The organism is Burkholderia sp. 9779_493, assembly GCF_015712215.1.
In the GTDB taxonomy this organism is placed as follows: Bacteria; Pseudomonadota; Gammaproteobacteria; order Burkholderiales; family Burkholderiaceae; genus Burkholderia; species Burkholderia cenocepacia.
Genome location: NZ_JACCQA010000057.1, coordinates 1 through 15,458, shown reverse-complemented (window position 1 = coordinate 15,458; position 15,458 = coordinate 1). Strand labels below are relative to the sequence as shown.

17 protein-coding genes and 1 tRNA gene are annotated in these 15,458 nt (G+C 63.6%); 5 read left to right on the top strand and 13 right to left on the bottom strand.

Features of this window, described 5'->3' with window-relative positions; genetic code table 11:
• Positions 1–69: 69 nt before the first annotated feature.
• The 10 genes from H0X95_RS33480 to H0X95_RS33435 form a co-directional block, all read right to left on the bottom strand.
• Positions 70–510 (bottom strand): single-stranded DNA-binding protein, encoded by a 441-nt coding sequence (locus H0X95_RS33480; protein WP_031684101.1) that lies wholly within the window; start codon positions 508–510, stop codon positions 70–72.
• A gap of 71 nt (positions 511–581) precedes the next feature.
• Complete coding sequence (locus tag H0X95_RS33475; RefSeq protein WP_034084952.1) at positions 582–1,109, bottom strand: DUF3158 family protein; 528 nt, start codon at positions 1,107–1,109, stop codon at positions 582–584.
• Positions 1,106–1,885 (bottom strand): PFL_4669 family integrating conjugative element protein, encoded by a 780-nt coding sequence (locus tag H0X95_RS33470; protein ID WP_023093472.1) that lies wholly within the window; start codon positions 1,883–1,885, stop codon positions 1,106–1,108. Before H0X95_RS33470 ends, H0X95_RS33475 begins: the two co-directional genes overlap by 4 nt.
• 318 nt (positions 1,886–2,203) lie before the next feature.
• Complete coding sequence (locus H0X95_RS33465) at positions 2,204–3,436, bottom strand: STY4528 family pathogenicity island replication protein (RefSeq protein WP_023093473.1); 1,233 nt, start codon at positions 3,434–3,436, stop codon at positions 2,204–2,206.
• Positions 3,437–3,439: 3 nt separating this feature from the next.
• Positions 3,440–4,000 carry a DUF2857 domain-containing protein gene (locus tag H0X95_RS33460; protein WP_023093474.1) on the bottom strand — a complete coding sequence of 187 codons (561 nt, stop codon included), beginning with the start codon at positions 3,998–4,000 and terminating at the stop codon, positions 3,440–3,442.
• A 15-nt stretch (positions 4,001–4,015) separates the two neighbouring features.
• Positions 4,016–5,674: a ParB family protein gene (locus H0X95_RS33455; RefSeq protein WP_023093475.1), complete on the bottom strand. Its 1,659-nt coding sequence runs from the start codon at positions 5,672–5,674 to the stop codon at positions 4,016–4,018.
• Complete coding sequence (locus H0X95_RS33450) at positions 5,667–5,915, bottom strand: hypothetical protein (RefSeq protein WP_019726333.1); 249 nt, start codon at positions 5,913–5,915, stop codon at positions 5,667–5,669. Before H0X95_RS33450 ends, H0X95_RS33455 begins: the two co-directional genes overlap by 8 nt.
• Entirely contained in the window at positions 5,899–6,774 is an 876-nt protein-coding gene (locus H0X95_RS33445; RefSeq protein ID WP_023093476.1) for a ParA family protein, read from the bottom strand. The genes H0X95_RS33450 and H0X95_RS33445 overlap by 17 nt, the downstream gene beginning before the upstream one ends.
• A gap of 42 nt (positions 6,775–6,816) precedes the next feature.
• Entirely contained in the window at positions 6,817–7,029 is a 213-nt protein-coding gene (locus H0X95_RS33440) for an AlpA family transcriptional regulator (RefSeq protein ID WP_009459729.1), read from the bottom strand.
• A 118-nt stretch (positions 7,030–7,147) separates the two neighbouring features.
• The gene (locus H0X95_RS33435) at positions 7,148–7,900 is read right to left on the bottom strand and encodes a hypothetical protein (protein ID WP_023093477.1); all 753 of its coding nucleotides are present in this window, start codon (positions 7,898–7,900) and stop codon (positions 7,148–7,150) included.
• Between the two features lie 890 nt (positions 7,901–8,790).
• Between H0X95_RS33435 and H0X95_RS33430 the strand changes: the two genes are divergently transcribed.
• The 3 genes from H0X95_RS33430 (at position 8,791) to H0X95_RS33420 (ending at position 12,103) form a co-directional block, all read left to right on the top strand.
• Positions 8,791–8,864 (top strand) — tRNA-Cys (locus H0X95_RS33430).
• 643 nt (positions 8,865–9,507) lie between these two features.
• Positions 9,508–10,986 carry a sensor domain-containing diguanylate cyclase gene (locus tag H0X95_RS33425; RefSeq protein ID WP_006497716.1) on the top strand — a complete coding sequence of 493 codons (1,479 nt, stop codon included), beginning with the start codon at positions 9,508–9,510 and terminating at the stop codon, positions 10,984–10,986.
• A 184-nt stretch (positions 10,987–11,170) separates the two neighbouring features.
• Positions 11,171–12,103 (top strand): alpha/beta fold hydrolase, encoded by a 933-nt coding sequence (locus H0X95_RS33420; RefSeq protein WP_196446371.1) that lies wholly within the window; start codon positions 11,171–11,173, stop codon positions 12,101–12,103.
• Positions 12,104–12,197: 94 nt separating this feature from the next.
• Here H0X95_RS33420 and H0X95_RS33415 read toward each other — a convergent pair whose 3' ends face one another.
• Entirely contained in the window at positions 12,198–12,746 is a 549-nt protein-coding gene (locus H0X95_RS33415; RefSeq protein ID WP_006482197.1) for a GNAT family N-acetyltransferase, read from the bottom strand.
• 50 nt (positions 12,747–12,796) lie between these two features.
• Positions 12,797–13,417 carry a helix-turn-helix domain-containing protein gene (locus H0X95_RS33410; protein WP_006493610.1) on the bottom strand — a complete coding sequence of 207 codons (621 nt, stop codon included), beginning with the start codon at positions 13,415–13,417 and terminating at the stop codon, positions 12,797–12,799.
• A gap of 147 nt (positions 13,418–13,564) precedes the next feature.
• Here H0X95_RS33410 and H0X95_RS33405 point away from each other — a divergent pair, with 147 nt between their 5' ends.
• Together H0X95_RS33405 and map are read left to right on the top strand one after the other, a co-directional pair.
• A complete protein-coding gene (locus tag H0X95_RS33405) occupies positions 13,565–13,801 on the top strand; it encodes a ParD-like family protein (RefSeq protein ID WP_196446370.1) in 237 nt (78 codons plus the stop codon).
• On the top strand, positions 13,801–14,607 hold the full coding sequence (map, locus tag H0X95_RS33400; protein ID WP_006482199.1) for a type I methionyl aminopeptidase: 807 nt from the start codon (positions 13,801–13,803) through the stop codon (positions 14,605–14,607). The genes H0X95_RS33405 and map overlap by 1 nt, the downstream gene beginning before the upstream one ends.
• A 120-nt stretch (positions 14,608–14,727) precedes the next feature.
• Here map and H0X95_RS33395 read toward each other — a convergent pair whose 3' ends face one another.
• A complete protein-coding gene (locus H0X95_RS33395; RefSeq protein ID WP_196446369.1) occupies positions 14,728–15,231 on the bottom strand; it encodes a GAF domain-containing protein in 504 nt (167 codons plus the stop codon).
• Between the last annotated feature and the right edge of the window lie 227 nt (positions 15,232–15,458).

Genomic DNA, 15,458 nt, shown 5'->3' with positions numbered 1-15,458 from the left:
TATCCCCTGGGGATAGCTCCACCAGCGCATGGAGGGCGGCGAAGACGTGCCACCGCCCTCCAAGCTGGTTCACTTCCTGCGTTTGGATTCTTTCGGCGCAGCCGGTTCCTGCGCGGCCTGGGGCTTGGGCTCTGCCTCCTGCAGCTTTGGGCTGAGGGTCACGGATTCGATGCGGAACGGCAGGATGCCGACGCTGCGCGCATTGATCTGCCAGGTCTCGCGCGGCTGATCCTCGTTGTCCGTCCAGGGTTCGCGCTCCATGCGGCCGACGACCAGCACGCGCATGCCTTTCTGGTACAGGTCCTTCCAGTGCTCGGCGTCGCGGTGCCAGATTTCCACCGGCGCCCAGAAGCCGCCCCGATCCTCAAAGGTGCCATCCTTCTTGGGTACGGGGTTATCGAAATAGACGTTCAGGCGCAGCAGGCGGCTGGGTTCGTCGTTGCCGTTGGGGAATTCGCGGTACTCCGGTGGCGAGCCGATGTTGCCTTCGCCGGAAAAATGCGTGCTCATGGTGTGATCTCCGTGGTGGTTGAATACCCGTGCCTCGTCGGCGTCGGGAGCGTGCTGGATGCCCGGCGCAATCATCGATCGCGCATTGCGGCGGGAATGGGCGTGAGTCGGCGCAGGTAGGCGTCGTCCGCCTGGGCCGCCTTGCTGGCGCATTCCTGCGCCTGCCTGCCCAAGGTGTGCAGCAGGCTGATCTGCATGTTCAACGTGATGCGCTGCAGCTCGATCGCGTGCAGGTCGGCCAGCAGGTTGACGGGCGTGCTGGTGCTGGCGATCAGCTCCCGCCACAGCGCCACGCCCATGGCCGACCTGTCGTGCCTGCGCCAGCGCAAGAAGACGGTTCCTGCGCCGGTGGTCTGTTGGGCCAGTTCGATGGACAGCAGGTGGAAGGGGTGCCCGCATGCCTGCTCCAGCACCTGTCGCTGTGCCAGGGCAATCAACTCGTCGCGCATGGCGAAGCACTGGCTGGCCCAGGCCTCGAAGTCCCCTTTACCCTTAAAAGGCTTTAAAAGGCCTTTTAGAGAGGCTGCGTGTTCCAGCCGCATGAAGGCACCCTGTTGCAGGCCTCGGAAGTAGCGGGTCGGTTGGTTCGGATCGCTCATGCCGGCTCGTCCTCGTCGGCTGCGGTTTCGGGCGGCTCTGCGGTGGTGGCTTCATCTCCGGGCGGAGGTGCTTCGGCAGGACCGTCGCTGCGCTGCTGCAGGCCACGGCGCACGATGGGCGGCGCAAACTTCGAGCGGCGAGTGCCTTCCAGCACGTCCTGCGGCAGTTCGCCGTACTTCTCCAGCGCGGCCCGCGCTGCGGCATTCTTCGACGCGAAATCATCGCGTGTGCAGCCCGAATAGCGGTACTGCTGGGCCAGCGAGAACAGGCTGCGCAGTGAATGTGCGCCCTCGTTGAGCCAGCGTTCCAAGGTGCTGCGGTCAATGAGCGCGGTGTGATGGGCGAGGATCAGCTTGCGGGCGATGTCGTCGTAGTCGGCCAGAAGATAGACCGCGGCAAAGCCGAGCTGCGCGTTGACGAAGAGCGGCAGCTTGACCGGCTGCACGTTGAGGTTTTCGCCCAGGCTAAGCGCTGGCGGCACGCTCGCCAGCGCCTGGTCCACCTGCTCGCGCAGCGATTGCAGCGTGGCCTTGGTGTGGTCGAGCTTTTCCTCGATGCGCAGCATCCAGAAGTCGCTGTACGGGTCGTCCTGCTCCGAGCCCCGCCGCATCTTGTTCATCTGAGCGATGTAGCCGTTCAGGCCGACGATGCCCGGTCGCCCCTCGGTGGCGGCGCGGCCGTGCCAGATGCGGGAAGCGTGGTGGGTGTGCAGGGTCAGCGACATCGCACTGCGCAGGGAGCCGAGATTCAGTTGCAGAGGTTCATTGGTTGCCATGGTGTCCGCTCGTTGTTGGAAAAGGAGCGGCCAGCTTCGGCAGGAAGCGGAAGGCAGTCAGTCAAGAATCCGAATCCCGGCCGGCCCCGGTTTAGGGCGTGGCGGTTGCATGCGGCATGAGCTATCCCCTGGGGATAGCTCCATGGAGCGCCAACGAACGCTGCACGCCGGGATCAGGGGGGACAACACCGATGCTGCGGCAGAGGGTCGATCCCAGGCCTGCGACAGCCTGGTGTTGTGCCCAGCAGCGGAACTATCCCCAGGGGATAGCTCTACTGGCGGCCATGGACATCTACTTTCACCACCTTGCATGCCGACTCAATTGCTGGCGAGCAGATTGCGTAGCCGCTCGATGTGCTGCTTGGCGACTTCCGGTGGCACTGGCTTACCCTGCGGCTGAGGTGGCGGTGCTGGTGGTGGCCGCTCGTTTGGCGGGACGGATGCCGATGGCGCGTCTTTCTTGGCCCAGGCATTGAACTCGCCATGGATGGCGCGCTGGATGATGCCGAACAGATACCCCGCAGGATTGCGGATGCCATGATTGCTGCATCGTGTGGCCCATTCGTCCAGCACGGCCTGTCTCAGCGCGGCATCGACCTGCTGCAATGCCACCCTGGCACCTGTCTGCTGCTCTGCCTTCAGTTCCGTGAAGCGCTTGGGCCATTGCAAATCGCCCAGCGCGCGCGCCTGCGCGGTAGTACGTACTTCATTAATACGACTACTACGTACTGTACGGGCCTGCTTCGGATTCCGAAGAGAGGCGTCTGGCGCGGGTTTCGCCCCTGCTTCGGATTCCGAAGATGGGTCATCCGCATTCCGAAGAAGGCTCGATGCTCCTTCTTCGGATTCGTGGGCGGCATCCTCCTGTGGATAACTCTCGGCGGCCGTGATGCCTTGGCTGGCGAGGCGTTCTGCCAGGACTTGCAGCCGCGACGGCAGTGTGCGCCCAGAGAGCAGCGGATCTTCCGCGATCTCCTTGAGGGTGTTCAGGCCGACCATCTGGACGGCCTTGGCCGAATGGCCAAGGGACTGGCTGACCAGTGCCAGGTAGTCGGCGTCGAGCTGCATGGCCTCGAAGGGCGTCAGTGGTTCGTCGTGCAGAACATAGAGGTTGCCGAGGATGCGGCCGGTCTTGGGGTCACGCCGTCGCCGCACCAGGCTCAACCATCTGGTGAGGCGCAACAGTGTCAACGCTCGGGCCACGGTTTCATGCGAGGCCTGCCCGGCGCAGGGCATCGACGCCAGCCAGGGGCGAAGCTGCTCATAAGTCGGGAAGGCGGTCACGCCATCGTCGTTGAGCATCAGCCGGAACACCTGCCAGGCGTTGCGCTCCAGCGGCGTCAGGCGACGGTCGAGGAACAGCCGCCGCGGCACGGTCTCATGCCGGTTGCCGCTGAAGAGGAAGGCATCGCCGGACGTGGCGGGCGTCGGCGCAGGCATGGGTGCTGGCGCACTGGGGCTGGGCTTGGGCACGAGGTCTTTCAAGGCGGCGTCGAACAGGTCCGCGAGTGCGACGGGGCCACGGCGTGGTGTGGTGTTGTCCACGGCCATGGCTCAACCCAATCCCTGATCGACCCAGCTCTTGATCGAGGCCCAGACCACCGACAGAGGCAGCGACATGCCTTCGGCCAAGTCCATGGTGGCGTCGAGGATGGAGGTTTCGTCTTCGAGATCGACATTTCTGCTGCCGGTCACGGCCTTCCATTGCCGCCACAGCTCCGTGTCCTGTTTCTCATCCAGCACGGGGTGGCGGCCCTTGCGCTTCGGCAGGCCGAGGATTTCGCGGCGAAGCGCCACCTCCTGATGGGTCAGGCCATAGAACCGACTGACCATCTCGGTGCTCGCGCCCAGCCTGAGCATGCGATCGACCGTGGCGATTTCCTTCTCCACGTCCTGCGCCTGCTTGAGCAGTCGCCGGAGCACTTCGCGGTTGACCGTCACCGAGCACCAGGAGACGTTAGCGTTGGCGAGCACGCTGATCAGCGCGGGATGCTTGAGGGCGTCCAGTTCTTCCTCGCCAAACCCCATCAGTTTGCACCGGCGCAGTTGCCCATTACGCAAGTCATAGAGGGCCTGGGCGATGACGGCCTGGTTGAGTGGGTGTGGTGCGGACATGCTGGCCTCCCTCGCTCAAATTCCAACGCCTGCAGCGCCGGCTTCAAGGTCGAGCAGGTGCCGGGCCAACCGCAGCAGCCGGAACAGCTTGACCAGCGAGGTATCGCTCAATCGCTGGGCCGCATCACCCTGGCCGTGCAGCAGCGCCGGCAGTTCGATGACGATTTGCCCGTCGTGCAGGCCGACGTCGGCGGGCCGCTGACCGGCCAGGCACGCTAACAGCGCGAGGACGGCACGGCCCAGCGGCGCCGAGCTTTGGGTGCGGGCCCGGCAGACGAAACCGATACCCTCTGCACGGTCATCAATGCACTCGTCCAGGTCTGCCTCGCCCGCGATTTCGCGGGCGAACTGTGCGATGTGGATGCGCAGGCGCTCGGCTGTGTCCAGGCCGGGATCGATGTACCAGACATCGGAGATCGGATAGAGCCCGCCAGCCTGCACAGGGATGGACTGCAAGACGCTCACCGAGAAGTCTGGCGGCAGCGCATCACCCAACTGGTCGGCGACCATACGCTGAATGGACTGGAGCCGTTCGGTCGTCGGTGCCGGCGAGACGATGTGCTCCCGAAGCAGATCGCCACCCACCGCAGGGTTGGCCGGACTTGCCTGACTGGCATCCGTGTCGCTCTCGCGCGTCGAGGGCGTTGCCGCAGGTCGGCCTGCAGGCGGCGCTGCGGATGCAGCCCCTGCGATGGGTGGCGCAGTGTTGGCAGGTGGGCGCGCGATGGTTCCCGGCTCCGGCAACGCAGGCGGCGTCGAGGGCGGCGTTGGGTCGCTGACCAAGGCGCGCTGCCGGCTCTCGGATTCGGTCATGTCCAGGGCGAGCACGTCGTAATCGACACCAAGCATCTCGGCCATCTGGCCGATCAGCTCGTCCTGTACACGCTGCGCGGAGAACTCGTCGGCCTGGACGTCGAATTGCGACAGCACGTCCTGGAAAAATTCGTCGAAGTCCTGAACCAGTGGGTGGCCCTTGGCGTAGCGCTCCCACGCGAGCATGCAGGCTTTGCGCATGACCGACAGGCGTTCGACCTGATGGCGACCGAGACCGCCATAGAGCACGGTCGGGATCGCGGGCAGGAGATACTGCACCGCGTCGTTCATGCGGCTGATGTGCGACTGTTGTACCGGGAAGCCATCGGCGGCGAGGCGGCGGGCCAGCTCGGACTGGCTCAAGGCAGTGCCGCTTTCTTGCTCGTAGAACTCGCGCGCCTTCTCGACGCCGAGGGCGCGCTCGATGAACGTGAGGCCCCCGCGCAATTCGTTCTCGGCCAGGTGGCCGGTCAGCATGACGACTTCGCCGCGGCTGGGCCACGGCCGGAACAGGCACGATACACGGAAAAACCGCTCGTCCTTGGTCTCTGACCATAGTTCGCGCAGGATCGCCAGCCGCGTATTTCCGCCGTTGCGAATGATGTAGTGGTCCTCACCTGGTCGGCGAGTGATGGCCGGCGCCGCGTCCAGACCGCGCTCGCGGATGGACGCCTTGATTTCCTCGTAGGCCGGGTTGCGTTTTTTCCTGGGATCGTGGTCGTAGGGGCGCAACTGATCTAGGGTCACGACCATGGGTGTGTCGGCGATCGGGTCGCTCAAGGTCGAGGCTGACGGGCCGCTACGCTCGAACCCGGCCGCGAGCAGCTTGCCGGCCATCTGCTGGGAGGTGATCTCAGCCATGGCCGCCTCCCTGCGCTTGGTATCGGGCCTCGCGCTCGGCGCGGCGGATTTGCGCACGGGCATTCAGGGTCGCCCGGTGGTCGCTGGCCGTCGAGCTGGTGTAGATCGCGGCGCAGCCAGGCTTGGTGAACTTGAGGTGGCCGCCAGGCGTGCGTTTGACGTGCCAACCTTCGCCAACCGCGAACTCGATCAGGGCGCGAAGCCGCTTGTGGCCACGGGCAAGCTCATGTGCGTTCGCCATGGGACCTCCCGGCATCAAGAGGGTGTGGCGGACGGCCGGACACCATGGCAAATCGGTGCCGCCATTGCGGAAATAGTTCGTCTGCGAGGCCGCGCATGGTGTCGAGCGCGGCGGGGGCGACTCTGCCCGGCGGCTGGCGGTATTCGACCCGATGCACTGGCAATCCGCGCGTAGCTGCACGCGGATACGCCTCGATGGCCGGCACGTCGGTAGCCAGCACGCGGATGCCGGCGTGGTCCTGGAAAAGATCGCGCAGGGCCTGCTGGATCAGCCGTGCATTGGCTGACACAGGGTGGACACGATTGATGAGCAGATGCAGAGGTGGAGGCTCGATGCCCAGGTGCCGGTAGGGCGCAATGTCTTCGAGCAACTGCATGGTGCCGCGCCGCAGCTCGCGCGCCGCGAGAATTTCCGGGGTCACGGGCGACAGCGCGAGGTTGGAGGCGAGCACCGCCATCTCCAGCAGCACCGAGCGCGCACCTTGGGTGTCGATCAGCACCAGGTCATAGAGAGGCGCCAGGACCGGCAAGAGATGGCGCAACCGTAGGCGCCCATCCGGCGCGTGCAGCAGCAAAGTGTTCAGCTCGCCTCGGTGGTCGTTGGAGAGCACCAAGTCCAGGCCCTCGATGATCGTGCGGGACACAAGCAGCCCGAGGTCGCGCTCGTTGAAGGCCAGCAACTCGTAGATGCCACCAGGTGCGCGGTGGCCTAGCTCGTAGTACGAGGACAAGGTGGGCTGCACGTCGAGGTCGAGCAGCAGTACACGCAGCCCCGCGTCCGCGGCAAGCCCGCCGAGGTTCGCGGCCGTGGTGGTCTTGCCGACGCCACCTTTGGTTGAAATGATGGATACGACCTGCATGGCGTTCTCCGTGTGAGGATGGGAAGTCCGCTGGAGAACGGGTCAGGCCCGGTTGTTGACGCGCTCGGCGATCCACTGATCGATCTCGATGGAGTCCCAACCGACCGCGCGCACGCCCAGGCGCAGCGCCTTCGGGAACAGGCCTTTGCGCATCAGGTTGTAGATGTGGGCGCGTTTGAAACCCGACTTGGTTTCGACTTCATCAAGCCGCAGGATGCGGCGCTCGCTTGCGGGCAGTGCAGGTGTTTGCGACATGGCGGTCACTCCTGAACGCTCAGTGGCGTTTGTTGGCGTGACCTCCATTCAATAGACATGGATGGGAAAAGACATTGCAAATGCAATCTCCGCGATTGCACATACAAGATGGAAAACCTCAGACTGTTGCGCTACGCAGCCGGCGTCTGGCCGTGGCGAACTTGCCGTTTAGCGTCCGCTCCGCGATCCCCATTGCGCCGCTGTGATGGGCGACCAATGCACTGACCACCGCCTCCTGCGTCTTGAAGCTGGAGTACGGCACGCCCGAAGGCGACTGGCCGAGCATCAGGTCCAGCATGCTGCCGATAATGTTCAGGTAGGTGGCTTCGGCGCGATCACTGATCAGGCACTGTGCGCCAGTAGAGGGCGCCATCTGCTTGAGAAGCGCCCCGTGCTTTTCCTGCAACTCATGCAGTTGGCGTTTGTACTGGTCCAAGGTGGACTTCAGGGCCAGGCGCTCGACTAGCATCGCCTGCCCAGTTTCCACCGAGATGAAGGGATGGGCGATGCGCTCGCTCCGGGAGAAGAGGAAGCACGGTCGTTGCTCGGGATAGTGCTGGCGCATCCAGCTCTTCAGATCGACGTGGCGCACCGTCAGATCAGGGGAGTCGATCAGCGCGGAATCGCGCGTCGTGATGCCGTTCCGTCCGAAGGGCAGTTCTCCATTGAGGATGCCGTCGAAGATGCGTTCGGTGCAAAGCCGCAGCTCGTCACAACGTGGACAGTCCAACGACTGCGGCAGGCGCCTTGGCGACGAAATCGAAGCCAGGATCACCTGCTCGTATCGCAGCAGCCCGGCCCAGCGGATGGACGCTTCGATCGGGCGATAGAACACCTTTGATGTTGGTGCATCATTCTTGTTCTCGTGCATGCTCCGTCTCCTTCCAGGAGAAGAACTACATGACCGACTCCTTTGTCGCCGACCTCATGGTCGGCCTGTCGCTTGTGTAGGAAGTGGGTCCCGAAGGCCGCTTCGTCATGTGGTTTGAATACTTCTCACCAGTTCGCGCAACTGGTAGTCGTCGTGTGTTCGATGTGCAAAAATCATCGATTAGAAGGTCGAGCATCGGGACGTAGGCTCGACAGCGACGCTCACGCTATCAGGGTCGTGAGAAGTTACGGTTTCTGCAAAACCGTCTAGGTATGACCTGATATGCCAGCGGTCTTAGGAAGCGCGAGGGGGCCGCAATCGTCGCCCAATGTCCAGCCGGACGCAGCAAACCCGCACCTGTCATGCTTGCCCCGTCATCCTGATATATCGATAAAGAATCGTGTGTGGGAACGCGGTGGCCAGCGTGAGCGTTCTTCCAAAGGAGCTTGGACAGAAGGTCGCCTGTGAGTTGTGGTGCTGGCGCTTCCAGGTGGCATCCGACTTGTGCCATCACCAGAACCATCTACCTGGGTTGTCTTCGCGATGATGGATGCGGGCAGACAACCGGGCGTGGGTGATGAGTTCGAGGCAGTCGCCTACGACGATGTACCGATCGTGGGTGTGGTGTGCTGAGTGCAGCTCTATGGACGTCCGTGGAACTCTTTGGACGAATTTGTTGCCGAGGACGAAAAACAAGGCTACAATTGAGGTCTTCGCTGGCCAGCCCAACGAAGAAAGTGTTTGGGAAACAACGACTTACTGTCCTAGTACACGTCTCGTCTCCCGCTCCAAGTAATGGGGAAGCCACGCTTCCCTTTTTATTTGATGGACCTCCGGTCCTCGAATGAAAATCTGTCGCTTGCCTCACGGCATCCGGACAGTCCGCTTTTGGCGCGATAGCAAAGCGGTTATGCAGCGGCCTGCAAAGCCGTTTAGGCCGGTTCGACTCCGGCTCGCGCCTCCAGAAAAAGCCCCGCTTCGGCGGGGCTTTTCTTTTTTCTGCGTCGCTTTCCCCCGTGGACGAAGAGGTCGCGCTGTGGGCGCCCTCTGGGAGGGCACCGCGGGTGCGTTCGTCGCGCCCAGCTGACACGGCGTGGCGCGGTGGCTCTGGCCGGTCGAATCCCGGCGAGATCGCGACCGGGTTGCCCGACGCACGGGCCGACTGATGCGGCGGACTCGATCATCTGGCGCCAAAGCATCGCGGACATTCTGAGCATGCGCGCGGAAAGGCGGCTGAACGAAACGGGCTGATCATCTTCAGGGATGACGCCGCACAGCCCGTGGGGCAGTTCCACCGAGGATGCCGGCAGGGACTATCGTCGCGGCATCCTCGCTCGCCCGTCAGCAGAAACTGGCGGGATCTTGATCGGCGTGCGGATCGTGGCGCGCCTCACATATTCTCCCGGAAGCGTGGTTTCCTCATGTAATTTAATCATTTCGGAGGAGGGCGCGACCGGTAGCGGGTTGTCGGCGCATCACGTTCGATAGACTCCAGCCGTTTTCGGTTGCGGTCAGTTTGGTGCAGCACATGTCAATGCGCCAGACCGAGACTTTGTATGCGAAATCACGTCCGACCCGGATGTGCACAATTTGCAGCGAGGAGATCCATGCAACACCGGACGGCAGCCCCTTATTTCGTTGTGGCAGTCGGTATCGTGATCGCGTGCGCGCTGATGGGCCTGTGCGTGCTACAGCTATTCCAAAGCCGTCACGACGCCCTGGAGCGGGCCAGCGAAACCTCGCGCAATCTCGGCCTGATGGCCGAGCGCGACATCGAGCGCAACCTCGAACTCTACGATCTGTCCTTGCAGGCGCTGATCCATGGCCTGCAGCGGCCTGACGTGATGGCTGCGGCGCCCGCGCTGCGGCGGGAAGCGCTGTTCGATCATGCAATGACGGCGCAATTCATCGGTTCGCAACTGGTGCTCGATGCCGGCGGGAATATCATTCTGGATTCGGCCAACGACGTGCCGCGCAAGGGCAATTTCGCCGATCGCAGATACTTCACGATCCACCGCGACAATCCGAACGTGGGGCTTTACGTCAGCGATCCATTCGTGTCGCGCTTGCGCGCCGGTATGCTCAGCATTGCGCTGTCGCGGCGCATATCGAATCCGGATGGTTCGTTTGCCGGTATCGCGCTGATCGCCATCAACCTTGAATATTTCCACAAGCTGTTCGCAGGGTTGTCATTGGGACAACACGGCTCGATATCGCTGATCGGAAAGGACGGCATCATGGTCATGCGGCAGCCGTACGACGTCCGGACCATCGGTCGCGATATCGGCAAAGCGGCAACCTTCCAGCGCTTCCGGAGCGCGCCCGAGGGTTCATTCTCGGAAACGGCATCGATCGACGGCGTGCGCCGTCTCTACTACTTCAAGAATTTGCCGACGCTGCCTCTGATCATCATGGTCGCAGAGGCGGAGCAGGATATTTATGCTGCGTGGCGACGTCGTGCGGAGACGATCGGCCTGCTGGTTGCGACGTTCGGCGCAGCGTTCATTGCGCTATCCGTGTTTCTCGGTGTGCAACTGCGGCGTCGGATGCGCGCGGAATCCGAGCTTGAGTTGCTGGCACGCACCGACGGGCTCACCGGTCTTAACAATCGCCGCAGTTTTGGGGAAGTTCTGGACCGGGAGTGGCGCCGTGCGCGACGAGCCCATTCCGTTTTTTCATTGCTGTTTGTCGATGTCGATCGTTTCAAAGCCTACAACGACACCTATGGTCACCAGGCGGGGGACGATGCGCTGGCTGCAGTCGCGCGCTGCATCGGCGAAAACATTCGCCGACCGACCGATACGGCGGCTCGCTACGGCGGAGAGGAATTCGTCGTGTTGCTCCCTGACACGCCACCGACGGGGGCAGCCCAGACTGCTGAACGAATACGCGCGGCGATCAACGAACTGGCGCTCGAGCACGCCGGAAGCGAATACGGGCGTGTGACTGCCAGCATCGGGTTGGCGAGTTGGACACCGGATCAGGACGGCGATCCCGGTGCGGTCATCAAGGCGGCCGACGAGGCGTTGTATTACGCGAAGGCAGCCGGTCGGAACAAGGTTTCCGCTTTCCAGTCGTCGATTTGACGGTGATTGGACCCGAGCAGGAGTCTCAACGTTACTTTGGGCTCGGGTATGTCGGTGCGTCTACGTAGACGCACGATTCCATGACGAATCGTTGCGCGCGAAATTCGGTCGGAAGTCATGTCGAACGGGAATGAGCGATGCTGCTGCTTGCCGGCATCTTTGAATCGTCTTTCCGGAGATCGATATGACTTCAGATGCGAATGAGCGGGGCACACGCGGATCGCCACGAAATTTCTTGACATGTCGCACCGGCGAACTCGACGTGGCCTACGAAGTATCGGGCCCGCTTGACGGACCGCCGCTGGTCCTTGTCCACGGATGGCCCGACGATGTTCAGTGCTGGGACAAGACTATCCTGGGCCTCGGATCGAGTGCCCAGCAGTTCCGAATCTACGCGCCCTATCTGCGTGGATCGGGACCGACGCGCTTCTTGAATGGCGACACGATGCGCAGCGGCGCAATTGCAGCGCTGACCCTTGATTTGTCGCAGTTCGTGGAAGCGCTGGATTTGACGAACGTCCTCCTCGCCGGGTACGACTGGGGAGCGCGCGCGGCGTACGGCGTCGCGGCGCTGTTTCCCGAAAGAATAAACGGTATGGTTACCGCCGCGGCGGGCTATGCCACCGCGATGCCGGCCAACGAAATGCCCTATGAACTGGCCAATGCGTATTGGTACGAGTGGTATGTCGCGACGACGTATGGAATGAAGGCCTATCGAGAGGATCGCGAACGGTTGTGCAGATACTTGTGGCACAGCTGGTCACCCGCTTGGCCCGACAGGGAGAGCGACTTTCAAGCCATGATCGGCTCTCTCGACAATCCCGACTGGGCCGACATCAGCCTTCATGCTTACCGACAGCGCTGGCATGATGCGCCGGGCGCGAGTCAGCACGAGCAGATAGAACGACAATTGGCGGCTTCGCCGATGATCCCTGTCGACACCATCATGCTCCAGGGTGCGGAAGATCGTGACAATTTGCCCGTCACTTCTGAAAACAAGGAGCGGTACTTTTCCGGGCATTATGAACGCCGCCTGCTGCATGGAATAGGACATTTCGTCCCGCGCGAGGCGCCAGATGTCTTTGCGGAGGCCATACGCGCGATTGCCGGGCGGTGAGCTCATGATCCTGCGGCCTGACGACCGGAAGAGAGGTTTCCTGCATCACCTGAAGCCGTCGCGCACGGCGCACGCGACGTGTCGCAAGCCATCATCACCCATCCACCGGCTGCGCCGGCGTCTCGAGCTTCAACTGATAGAACGCCGCATCGAGCCAGCGGCCGAACTTGAAGCCCGCCTCCGCGATCGTGCCCGCGTGCACGAACCCCAGTTTCGTATGCAGCGCGATGCTGCCGGCATTGGTCGCGTCGATGCAGCCGACCAGCACGTGCACCTGCGCTTCGCGCGCCCGCCGGACCACTTCGCGCAGCAGCCGTTCGCCGAGCCCGCGACCGCGCTGGTCGTTGCGCACGTAGACGCTGTGTTCGACCGTGTACTTGAACGCCGGAAACGCGCGGAACGTACCCCAGCTCGCGAAGCCGAGCAGTTCGCCCGCTGCGTCGACGGCGCCGAAAACCGGGAAGCCGCCCGCGCGTTTCGTCGCGAACCACGTGACCATCGCTTCCGGCGGGCGCGGTCGATAGTCGTACAGCGCGGTCGAGTTCACGATCGCGTCGTTCAGGATCTCGAGGATGGCCGCCGCGTGTTCGGCCTCGCTGCAATCGATCAGGCGCACGTCGTCGCGCTGCGTCGGGGAATTCATACGGGTTCCTTCCTGTTGGCTCTGAATCGGTTCCACACACGATGCGCGCGTCACGTGCTCCGCACGCCGGCGGCGGATGCATCGCAGATCGCGACGACATAGCGCGCGGCATGCGACGACGGATTGCTGAAGATCAGCGGCTGGTCGAGCCGCATGGCCAGACAGTCGCCTTCGTGAAGTTCGTGCAGCACGTCGCCGAACGTGACGTCGACGCGGCCGCTGATGATCCACACCTGCTGATGCAGCGCGCTTTCGCGCCCGCCGCTGTCGTACGCGACGCGCGCGCCGGGCGGGAAATCGACCTCGACGAGCTGGATCGGCGACGGCCAGCCGGCCGGCGACAGGTTGCGGCGCACATAGCCGGACGCCGGGTCGCGCCATTCGGCCTGCTGCGCGCGCCGTGCGAGCGGCTGGGCGGGCGCGTCGTCCCGGTCGCCGCCGAACAGTCCGGCCAGCGACACGCCGAGGCCGGCCGCGAGCTTGTCGAGCACGACGGCCGTCGGGCTGGCCGACGCGCGTTCGATGAGCGAGATCATCGAACGGCTGACGCCGGAACGCGCTGCCAGCGTGTCGAGCGTGTAGCCTCGAACGGCGCGCAGGCCGCGCACGCGCCGGGCAATGCGCTCGTTGATGCCGGTATCGTCGGCCGCGGTGATCGCTGATTCTTTCATAATGGATTTATTGTCCAGCAAGCTGGAATTCGATGTCAACGGTATTTCCCGCAGCGGGGCGGCGGGAGGCGAGACACGAACGGCTTGCCCGGTCGTCATGCGCAGCGTAATATACGAAACAGCTACGTTTCGTTTAATTGGGGATATATGGGCATCATCAAGATTTCCGAGCATATGCATGAGCGGCTGCGCTCGATGAGCACGGCGTTGAGCCGTTCGATCAACGCGCAGGCCGAACACTGGCTGCGTGTCGGGATGCTGGCGGAACTCAACCCGGCGCTGTCCTACGGCGACATCTGCAAGATGTTGATCGAGGCCGAGGCGCGGGGCGGCGACGTGGGGCCGGCGGAGACGGCCGCGCACGGCATCGAGCAGGTGGCGTGATGGCGAAACGCGAAATTCCGATCCGCGGTGCCGCGGAAATCGCCAAGTCGCGCGAAGCCGCGAAGCTCGCGTCGCAGGTGCTGACGATGATCACCGAGTACGTGAAGCCGGGCGTCACCACCGATGAGCTGGACGCACGCTGCCGCGAATACATCATCGACGAATTGGGCGCGATTCCCGCGAACATCGGCTACCACGGCTATCCGAAGACGCTGTGCACGTCGGTCAACCACGTGGTCTGTCACGGCATTCCGACGTCGCGGCCGATGCGCGACGGCGACATCGTGAACCTCGACATCGCAGTGATCAAGGACGGCTGGTTCGGCGATACGAGCCGCATGTACTTCGTCGGCGAACCGAACGAACTCGCGCGGCGGCTCGTCGCGGCGACCTACGAGGCAATGCACGCCGGCATTCGCGCGGTGCGTCCCGGCGCGACGCTCGGCGACGTCGGTTATGCGATCCAGCAGGTCGCCCATCGTGAAGGGTTCAGCGTGGTGCGCGAGTATTGCGGGCACGGCATCGGCGACGTCTATCACGACGAGCCGCAGGTGCTGCATTACGGTCGCCCGGGCACCGGCCTGCCGCTGCGGCCGGGGATGATCTTCACGATCGAGCCGATGCTCAACGCGGGCAAGCGCGACACCCACGTGCTGGCCGACGGCTGGACGGTCGTCACGAAGGACCATTCGCTGTCCGCGCAATGGGAGCACATGGTCGTCGTGACGGAAACGGGTTTCGAGGTGCTCACCGAGGACGCGAAGCCCCAGGCGTTCTCGGCGCTTCCGGGCACGCACGCTGCCTGACACTGGCAGGGGTGCGCCGCGCACGGCGGCGTAGCGTTGCAATGGAAGCGTTGCAATGAAACGGGCCCCTTCGCGGGGCCCGTGTCGTTCACGGCGGCCGGCGCCGCGACGCCGCGGCGCTTAACCGCGCGCCTTCTCCCAAGCGTGTTCGACGAACACGCGACAGAGTGCTTCCATCCCTTGGCGGTCTTCGTCGTCGAAGCGCGCGGCGACCGGGCTGTCGACGTCCCACACGCCGATCAGCGTGCCGTCGCCGGCGACCAGCGGCACGACGATTTCCGATTCGGACGCCGCATCGCATGCGATATGGCCGGGGAAGTCGTGCACGTCGCGCACGACCTGCGTCTCGCGGGTCTGCGCGGCCGTGCCGCACACGCCCTTGCCGAGCGCGATCCGCACGCACGCGGGCTTGCCCTGGAACGGTCCGACCACGAGCTCGGTGCCGTCGAAGAAGTAGAAGCCGGCCCAGTTCAGGCGATCGAGCGAGTGATAGACGAGCGCGGAGAAATTCGCCGCATTCGCGGTCAGGTCGCGTTCGGATTCGACGAGCGCGCGCGCCTGCTCGACGAGCATCGCGTATTGATCGGCCTTGGAGGCGGTAGGGTCGTTGGACAGCGTGAACATGGCGGAAAGCGATAGGGGTTGTGAAATGCGCACTCGCGCGTACCGCAGTCTACGGCACCCGCGCGCGCTCTGCAGCGTGTGGTCGTGCGTGACGCGGCGCGCTTGTATGTTCAGTACTGACCAGTACGGTAAAGTCTGGTGGTAGCCAGACGAGACCGTGCAGTTTGCCCCGCGCTTGGGTGTTGGAGCCCGTGACTGAGTACAAAACGCACGGTTGCCGTGCTGGT

Coding starts and splice junctions, on each gene's coding strand:
- H0X95_RS33480 (WP_031684101.1), bottom strand. CDS start 510: ATGAGCACGCATTTTTCCGGCGAAGGCAACATCGGCTCGCCACCGGAG.
- H0X95_RS33475 (WP_034084952.1), bottom strand. CDS start 1,109: ATGAGCGATCCGAACCAACCGACCCGCTACTTCCGAGGCCTGCAACAG.
- H0X95_RS33470 (WP_023093472.1), bottom strand. CDS start 1,885: ATGGCAACCAATGAACCTCTGCAACTGAATCTCGGCTCCCTGCGCAGT.
- H0X95_RS33465 (WP_023093473.1), bottom strand. CDS start 3,436: ATGGCCGTGGACAACACCACACCACGCCGTGGCCCCGTCGCACTCGCG.
- H0X95_RS33460 (WP_023093474.1), bottom strand. CDS start 4,000: ATGTCCGCACCACACCCACTCAACCAGGCCGTCATCGCCCAGGCCCTC.
- H0X95_RS33455 (WP_023093475.1), bottom strand. CDS start 5,674: ATGGCTGAGATCACCTCCCAGCAGATGGCCGGCAAGCTGCTCGCGGCC.
- H0X95_RS33450 (WP_019726333.1), bottom strand. CDS start 5,915: ATGGCGAACGCACATGAGCTTGCCCGTGGCCACAAGCGGCTTCGCGCC.
- H0X95_RS33445 (WP_023093476.1), bottom strand. CDS start 6,774: ATGCAGGTCGTATCCATCATTTCAACCAAAGGTGGCGTCGGCAAGACC.
- H0X95_RS33440 (WP_009459729.1), bottom strand. CDS start 7,029: ATGTCGCAAACACCTGCACTGCCCGCAAGCGAGCGCCGCATCCTGCGG.
- H0X95_RS33435 (WP_023093477.1), bottom strand. CDS start 7,900: ATGCACGAGAACAAGAATGATGCACCAACATCAAAGGTGTTCTATCGC.
- H0X95_RS33425 (WP_006497716.1), top strand. CDS start 9,508: ATGCAACACCGGACGGCAGCCCCTTATTTCGTTGTGGCAGTCGGTATC.
- H0X95_RS33420 (WP_196446371.1), top strand. CDS start 11,171: ATGACTTCAGATGCGAATGAGCGGGGCACACGCGGATCGCCACGAAAT.
- H0X95_RS33415 (WP_006482197.1), bottom strand. CDS start 12,746: ATGAATTCCCCGACGCAGCGCGACGACGTGCGCCTGATCGATTGCAGC.
- H0X95_RS33410 (WP_006493610.1), bottom strand. CDS start 13,417: ATGAAAGAATCAGCGATCACCGCGGCCGACGATACCGGCATCAACGAG.
- H0X95_RS33405 (WP_196446370.1), top strand. CDS start 13,565: ATGGGCATCATCAAGATTTCCGAGCATATGCATGAGCGGCTGCGCTCG.
- map (WP_006482199.1), top strand. CDS start 13,801: ATGGCGAAACGCGAAATTCCGATCCGCGGTGCCGCGGAAATCGCCAAG.
- H0X95_RS33395 (WP_196446369.1), bottom strand. CDS start 15,231: ATGTTCACGCTGTCCAACGACCCTACCGCCTCCAAGGCCGATCAATAC.